Genomic DNA, 7414 nt, shown 5'->3' with positions numbered 1-7414 from the left:
AAACTTAAAAAATAAATATAATATGCTGGCATGGCTCAACGGTAGAGCAGCTGACTTGTAATCAGCAGGTTGTAGGTTCGATTCCTATTGCCAGCTCCATTAATGGAGGAGTTCCCGAGTGGCCAAAGGGGGCAGACTGTAAATCTGTTGCGATTCGCTTCGATGGTTCGAATCCGTCCTCCTCCACCATTGAAAAGCAAGGTTACTTGCTTTTTTTTAATTCCTTAAAAGTTGATAGTGTGTATTAAATTAATAAAATCTGTGGATAGAAAAAAATCTTCTGTGGATAAAAGTTTAAATTATGTAATAAATACTATTGAGTTTAAAAAAATAATATGTTACAATGAATTTGCAAAAATTAAATAAAAAACTCTTATCAAGAGAGGTGGAGGGAAAGGGCCCGATGAAACCCGGCAACCTGTTATATTACAAGGTGCCAATTCCTGTAGATTTTTATCTACGAGATGAGAGAGATTATATAGTAAAGTCTCTTCTTATCGAAGGGTTTTTTTATTGCCTAAAAACATTTGGAAGGAGAAGACAAATTATGAAAAGATTATTTACATCAGAATCAGTAACAGAAGGACATCCAGATAAAATATGTGATCAAATATCTGATGCAGTACTAGATGCCATTTTATCAAAGGATCCAAATGCAAGAGTAGCATGTGAAACATGTACGACAACAGGATTAGTAATGGTAATGGGAGAAATAACAACAAATTGTTATGTTGACATTCCTAAAGTTGTTAGAGAAACAATAAGAGAAATAGGTTATGATAGAGCTAAGTATGGATTTGACTGTGATACATGTGCAGTTATGACTACTATAGATGAACAATCAGCTGATATAGCAATGGGAGTAGACGAAGCTTTAGAATCTAAAAAAGGTGATAAGGATGATGTTGAAGCAGTAGGTGCTGGAGACCAAGGTATGATGTTTGGTTTTGCAACAAATGAAACTCCAGAATTTATGCCACTACCAATAGCTATGGCTCATAGACTTTCTAGAAGACTAACTGAAGTTAGAAAGAATGGAACACTAGATTATTTAAGACCAGATGGTAAAACGCAAGTAACAGTTGAATATGAAAATAACACTGCTAAGAGAATAGATGCAATAGTTATTTCTACTCAACATGGTGAAGAAGTTACTTTAGAGCAAATAGAAAAAGATTTAATGGAATACGTAATAAGAGAAGTGGTTCCAGCTGAATTATTAGATGAAAACACTAAATACTACATAAATCCTACTGGAAGATTCGTTGTAGGGGGTCCTCAGGGGGATTCAGGATTAACAGGAAGAAAGATAATAGTTGATACTTATGGAGGAATGGGAAGACACGGTGGTGGAGCATTCTCAGGAAAAGATCCAACAAAGGTAGATAGATCAGCAGCGTATGCAGCAAGATGGGTTGCTAAAAACTTAGTAGCTGCTGGGCTTGCAGATAAGCTTGAAATACAATTGGCTTATGCTATAGGTGTTGCAAGGCCAGTATCAATAGAAGTTGAGACATTTGGAACTGGAAAAGTTGATGAAGAAACTATAATTGATATAGTTGAAAAGGTGTTTGACCTAAGACCAGGTGCAATAATCAAAGATTTAGATTTAAGAAGACCAATATATAAGCAAACTGCTGCTTATGGACATTTTGGAAGAACAGATTTAAATCTTCCATGGGAACAATTAAACAAGGTTGAAGAAATTAAAAAATTATTATAGAAAAAAGGCTTATTGCAGTAATTTGCAATAAGCCTTTTTATTATCTATTATAAACTTCTTTTCCGTTAACGAAAACTTTTTGAATTTCTATATCTTCATTGAATAATATAAGGTCAGCATCATATCCTTCTTTTATTAAACCTTTATGATCTTCAACATGACAGTGCTTTGCACCATTGTAAGTAGCCATTCTTACAACTTCATTTAAAGGATAATCTGAGTTGTTATATATATTCTTAACAGCTTTATCAAGAGTAAGAACAGAACCAGCTAAGGTTCCATCTAATAATCTTGCAGCACCATTTTTAACTATAACATCTTGACCACCTAAAGAATATTGACCATCTGGCATACCACAAGCTTCCATAGCATCACTAACTAATAAAACTTTATCAGTTCCCTTTTGCTTATAGGCTGTTCTTAAAGCAGGGTAAGAAATATGGATACCATCAGAAATTGTTTCTGTAGTTATATCAGTATCAAATGTAGCACCTACAACACCTGGTTCTCTATGAGTAAAAGGAGTCATTGCGTTGTAAAGATGAGTTGAGTGGCATGCACCACATTTTATTCCCTCTATAGCTTCATCATAAGTAGCTTTTGTGTGCCCCATAGATACTGTAACACCATTATCAGAAAGGTACTTAATTAATTCTTTTGCACCTTCAACTTCCGGAGCCATTGTGATAGATACAACAGCATCACTATAGTCACCAACTATTTTATTATAGTTTTCTACTGATGGAGCAAGTAAGAAGTTTGGATTTTGAGCACCAATTGCTTTTGGGCTTATGAAAGGTCCTTCTAAGTGAGCTCCTAATACATTGGCACCTTCAGTTCCTTCTTCTTTAAGTTTTTTAATAACTTCCATAGATTTTCTTATATCTTCAGCAGCAACTGTCATTGTAGTTGGTGTAAAAGATGTTGTACCATGTTGAACTATTGTTTTTGCAATTGTATTTATAGATTCAACAGTACCATCCATGGTATCGCAACCACCAGCACCGTGAATATGAACATCAATAAATCCTGGTGAAAGATATAAACCTTCAGCATCTATAACTTCTGTATCGTTAACATTGGAAGGGTTAATTTCTTTGATCTTTCCGTTTTCAACTAGTATAGAACCTTTTTCGATTTTGTCTAAATAAATAATATTACAATTTTTTATTAGCATTAAAACACCTCCATGAATTTTTAGAAACTTTATAATCCTATGATATAATTATAATATATATAGTCAAGAATAAAAATAAGTTTATTGGATGTGGAGAGATAATATGGAAGTCTTGGAAGGCTTTGTTGAAGTAATATTTTTTAAAAGTGATGATACAGGATATGTAGTATCTAAAATTAATATAGAGAATAAACCTATAACAGCTGTAGGAACAATCCCTTACTTAAGAGAAGGGCAACATGTAAAATTAACTGGTACTTGGATAATGCATAAACAATTTGGTAAGCAGTTTAGTATTAGTAAATGTGAAGAGATTATGCCAACTACAATAGATGGTTTAGAGAAGTATTTATCATCTGGAATAATTAGAGGAATTGGTCCTGTTACAGCAAAGAAAATCATAGATCATTTTGGTGAAGAGGCCATGGATATATTAGATAATAATATAGAAAGAATAAAAGAGATTGATGGTATTGGAGAAAAGAAATTTAATATTATCTATGAATCATATTTAGAACAGCATGATTTAAAAGATATAATGATATATTTTCAAGGTTTTGGCATAACTCATGGGCAGTGTTTAAAGATATATAAAAGATTTGGGCCTAATGCTAAAGATATTGTTCAGAAGGACCCTTATATTCTTTGTAGAGAAATAAAAGGAATAGGTTTTGCTACAGCAGATAGAATTGGGTCAATGATAGGAATAAATAGAGAGTCTGATTCTAGAATAAAGAGTGGAATAGACTTTGTAATAAATAGATTCTGTGCTGCTGGAAATACATATATGCCTAAGGATAAGGTTATAGAAGAAACTAAAGAACTTTTACTGGTTAAGGAAGAACTAATAGAAGGAAATATATATAATTCATTTTTAGAGAAAAACCTAATAGTGCAAAAAATAAATGATATAGAATGTGTATTTATACCTATATTTTATTATACTGAATTAGGTATAACAGAAAGAATAGCAAGGTTATCAATTCAAAATTATCAAACTATTAATACAGATATAGAATTTGAAATTTCTTTGTTTGAAAAGAAAAGTGGCATTAACTTTGCAGACTCTCAGAAAGAAGCTATTATGGGGGCTTTTACTGATGGAATAGAAATAATAACTGGAGGACCAGGAACGGGAAAAACAACAATTATAAAGAGCATAATTGAAATTTATGAAAATGAGGGAATGAAGGTTCTTTTAGCAGCCCCAACAGGAAGAGCAGCTAAGAGAATGACTGAATCAACTGGAAGAGAAGCAAAAACCATACATAGATTATTAGATATAGGGGCTGGGGATGATGATACTCCTTTAGATGATGAATCAGATGAACCATTAGATGGAGATGTAGTAATAATAGATGAAGCTTCTATGATAGATATATTCTTAATGCACAGCTTATTAAAATCCATAAGAGTTGGAACAAGGCTTATTATTGTAGGAGATGTGGATCAATTACCATCAGTAGGGCCTGGAAATGTATTAAAGGACTTAATAAATAGTGGATTAATCAAGGTAGTTAGATTAAAAGAAATATTTAGACAGGGAGCAGAGAGTTTAATTATCACTAATGCACATAGAATAAATAATGGAGAGATGCCATATTTGAATCAAAAGAATAAAGATTTTTATTTTTTAAAGGAAGAGAATATAGATAATATACTTTCTGTTACTTTAGATTTAGTTAATAGGAGATTGCCAAACTTCAATAAGTCATGGGATAGAAGAAGGGATATTCAAGTTTTAAGTCCTATGAAAAAAGGAGTTTTAGGAATAATAAATTTGAATGAAAAAATACAAGAAATATTAAATCCACCCTCAAAGGATAAAAAAGAGAAAAAGATGAAGAATCTTATTCTTAGAGAAGGGGATAAGGTTATGCAAACTAAAAATAATTACTCAATAAAATGGACTTCTATAAGTGGCAAGGGAGATCTTGACGGTGAAGGTGTATTTAATGGAGATATGGGATTCGTTCAAAGTATTGATAATGAAAGAGGAAGCATTACAGTAATATTTGATGATGAAAAAAAGGTGATATATGATTCTGAAAATATTGAAGAATTAGAATTGGCTTATGCAATTACAATACATAAAAGTCAAGGAAGTGAATTTAAGGTTGTAATTATTCCATCATTTATGGGATCACCTTTCTTGATGAATAGAAATTTAATATACACTGGAATAACGAGAGCAAAGGAGCTAGTAACAGTGGTTGGATATCCAAGGGCGCTTCAGTATATGGTTACAAACACTAATAGCACTGAGAGATATTCATCATTAGAGAATAGAATAAAAGATTTACTTAATAGTGATGTAATAGAATAAAAAAGAGAGGGTAATATGGTTATATTTAATAAAAATATATCAGAAGAGATAGTAGATATTTCTAGAAGAATATATAGTTGGTATAAAAGTGGTATAAAAACTTTATCTATAAGTACATGTCCTTTTAATACAAATACAATTTTTGTAGATATAGTAAGTTATTTTGTTTCCGAGAGAAAGAAAGTTTTATATATATCAGATGAAGGGTATCAAGAAAAGAAATTATTAGATGGATTAAGTAATAAGTATAAGCATATGACTTATTGTAAATTAGAAAGTGGTCTTGGAGAATGTGATATTAACTTTGTAAAGTATAAACATATAAATAATATAGAAGGAGATTACGATTTAGTTATTTTAGATGATATATCGAATTTTTCTACTATAGACAATAGAAAGTTAAGGGATATATATAACTTTATAATTAGTAAGTCAGAACGGATAATAGTATATTCTTTAGAAGAGGTAACTATGCTAGGAGATAAAATAGAGTGCACACCTATAGTTACTAAAAAGCCATTTATAGAACCTAGAGTTATAAATACAAGAATTGATTTAAATAAGGATATTCCATATATTTTATATGATTATATAAAGTGGTTTAAGGATAATAAAAGAAATTTAGTGATATATGTTCCTAATAGTGAAGCTTTAGAAAATGTATATGAATATTATTCAAATAAGCTTAAATTAAATAAGGTTCAAATAAAAAAAGTATACAAAGATAAAAATAATAAGATAAATGTTTTAAAAGTAAAAGATAAGGCAACATTTATAATAACAGATTTTAAGGAGATATCTTTAGAGGGGACTAACATTGGAGATGCTATAGTACTATTTGCAGACAGTGATGAGTACAGTTATAAACAGCTTATGTATATATGTGGTCAAATATCAAAAACATTAAGTAAAACTTCAGAAATATTATTTGTAGCAAATGAAGTAACTAATACTATAGATAAGGTTAGGGATGTGTCTAGAGATTTTAATAAAATGTTATGGGAAAAAGGATTATAAATGTTTTATCAATAATAAAAAGAAGTTTATTAGAAATAATTTATCCAAGGGATAGCAAGTGTATAGTATGTGGAGCAGAGGATACATATGGGTTATGTAATAAATGTAAAGCTTCAATTACATATTGTGATAATGGGGAGCTTTGTCTTGGATATTATAAAGGTGCATTAAAGGAATTAATATTAAAATTTAAATTTAAGGGAAGATTTGATGCAGGGGAAGAACTTGTTAGGCTAGTTGAGGAAAGACTAGTTGATTTTATAGAAAAAGATTATATAATAACATATATTCCTATAGGAAAAGAAAGTCTTAAGATGAGAGGTTTTAACCAATGTGAGTATTTGGCTAAAGAATTAGGCTTAAGAAATAATTTTACCATATTAAATACCTTAAAAAGAGTTAAAGGTAGCAAGATACAGAAGACTTTAAAAAGAGAAGAGCGATTAAAAAATATAAAAGGTGTATTTGAAGTTATTAATAAAGAAGAAGTAAAAGGAAAGAAATTTATAATACTAGATGATGTAATTACAACAGGTGCAACCCTTCATGAAGCAGAGCGAGTATTAAAAGAATCAGGGGTTGTTCAAATAAAATTGTTGACTATGGCAAAATCGTATGTATAATATTAGTGTAAGCTAGGTCTGTGGTTGAAAGTCGAGGCTAGTCGCAGGCAAAACGATCCACGTAACTCAAACAAAGTTTTGATGAGCATGGTGCGGTATAGAAGTAAGTCCTACCAATTTTAATTGAGAGGGTTAGTAGTGAGAGGGTAATTCTGGGTAGCGAAATCTCCAGTAGGCGAGTGTGGGGGCAAAGACCAGGTCAGCTAGCTTAACAAGAGTAGTGTAAACACTGCTCTTTTTTTGTGTTTAGAAAGGATAAAATTTTATATTTTCATTACCTTTAGTATAAGTGTGGTGGATATTGGTTTTGATGTAACTTGGAGCGTAGCGACGGAACAAGCAAAATAAATATCCATCACACCTTTTTTTGTCTGGAAAAGGAAGTAAGATACAAATTACTTAACGAGTAAAGTGTAGGATTAACAATTATGTCAAATGATAAGTTGTATACATATTTTGCAAAAAAAAGAGGAATATTAAGATAGTTGAAGTAGTATGAATAAAGTAAAAGAATATTCTGAAAATTCAAAGTTGTTAAGATTTCAGAA

5 protein-coding genes, 2 tRNA genes and 1 riboswitch are annotated in these 7414 nt (G+C 30.9%); of the genes, 6 read left to right on the top strand and 1 reads right to left on the bottom strand.

What is annotated here, in order from left to right; all coding sequences use genetic code 11:
* Window positions 1–24: 24 nt before the first annotated feature.
* The 3 genes from KIB46_RS11325 (at window position 25) to metK (ending at window position 1723) form a co-directional block, all read left to right on the top strand.
* A tRNA-Thr gene (locus KIB46_RS11325) sits at window positions 25–99 on the top strand.
* Window positions 100–104: 5 nt separating this feature from the next.
* Window positions 105–189 (top strand) — tRNA-Tyr (locus KIB46_RS11320).
* A 181-nt stretch (window positions 190–370) separates the two neighbouring features.
* Window positions 371–471, top strand: a riboswitch (SAM riboswitch).
* Between the two features lie 76 nt (window positions 472–547).
* Window positions 548–1723, top strand: a complete 1176-nt coding sequence (gene metK, locus KIB46_RS11315) for a methionine adenosyltransferase (RefSeq protein ID WP_156561327.1) — start codon at window positions 548–550, stop codon at window positions 1721–1723.
* Window positions 1724–1763: 40 nt separating this feature from the next.
* Here metK and nagA read toward each other — a convergent pair whose 3' ends face one another.
* A complete protein-coding gene (gene nagA / locus KIB46_RS11310) occupies window positions 1764–2900 on the bottom strand; it encodes an N-acetylglucosamine-6-phosphate deacetylase (RefSeq protein ID WP_291672005.1) in 1137 nt (378 codons plus the stop codon).
* A 103-nt stretch (window positions 2901–3003) separates the two neighbouring features.
* Between nagA and KIB46_RS11305 the strand changes: the two genes are divergently transcribed.
* Genes KIB46_RS11305 through KIB46_RS11295 form a run of 3 tightly spaced genes read left to right on the top strand, consistent with a single transcriptional unit; the run spans window position 3004 to window position 6866 of the window.
* Entirely contained in the window at window positions 3004–5226 is a 2223-nt protein-coding gene (locus tag KIB46_RS11305; RefSeq protein ID WP_291672003.1) for an ATP-dependent RecD-like DNA helicase, read from the top strand.
* A gap of 15 nt (window positions 5227–5241) precedes the next feature.
* Complete coding sequence (locus KIB46_RS11300; RefSeq protein ID WP_156561330.1) at window positions 5242–6243, top strand: hypothetical protein; 1002 nt, start codon at window positions 5242–5244, stop codon at window positions 6241–6243.
* Window positions 6225–6866, top strand: a complete 642-nt coding sequence (locus tag KIB46_RS11295) for a ComF family protein (protein WP_291672000.1) — start codon at window positions 6225–6227, stop codon at window positions 6864–6866. Before KIB46_RS11300 ends, KIB46_RS11295 begins: the two co-directional genes overlap by 19 nt.
* Window positions 6867–7414: the final 548 nt, after the last annotated feature.

This window comes from Clostridium sp., assembly GCF_018372875.1.
Lineage (GTDB): Bacteria > Bacillota > Clostridia > Clostridiales > Clostridiaceae > Clostridium.
Note: the sequence above shows the minus strand (reverse complement) of the source record. Positions and strands in the feature narration are given on the sequence as shown.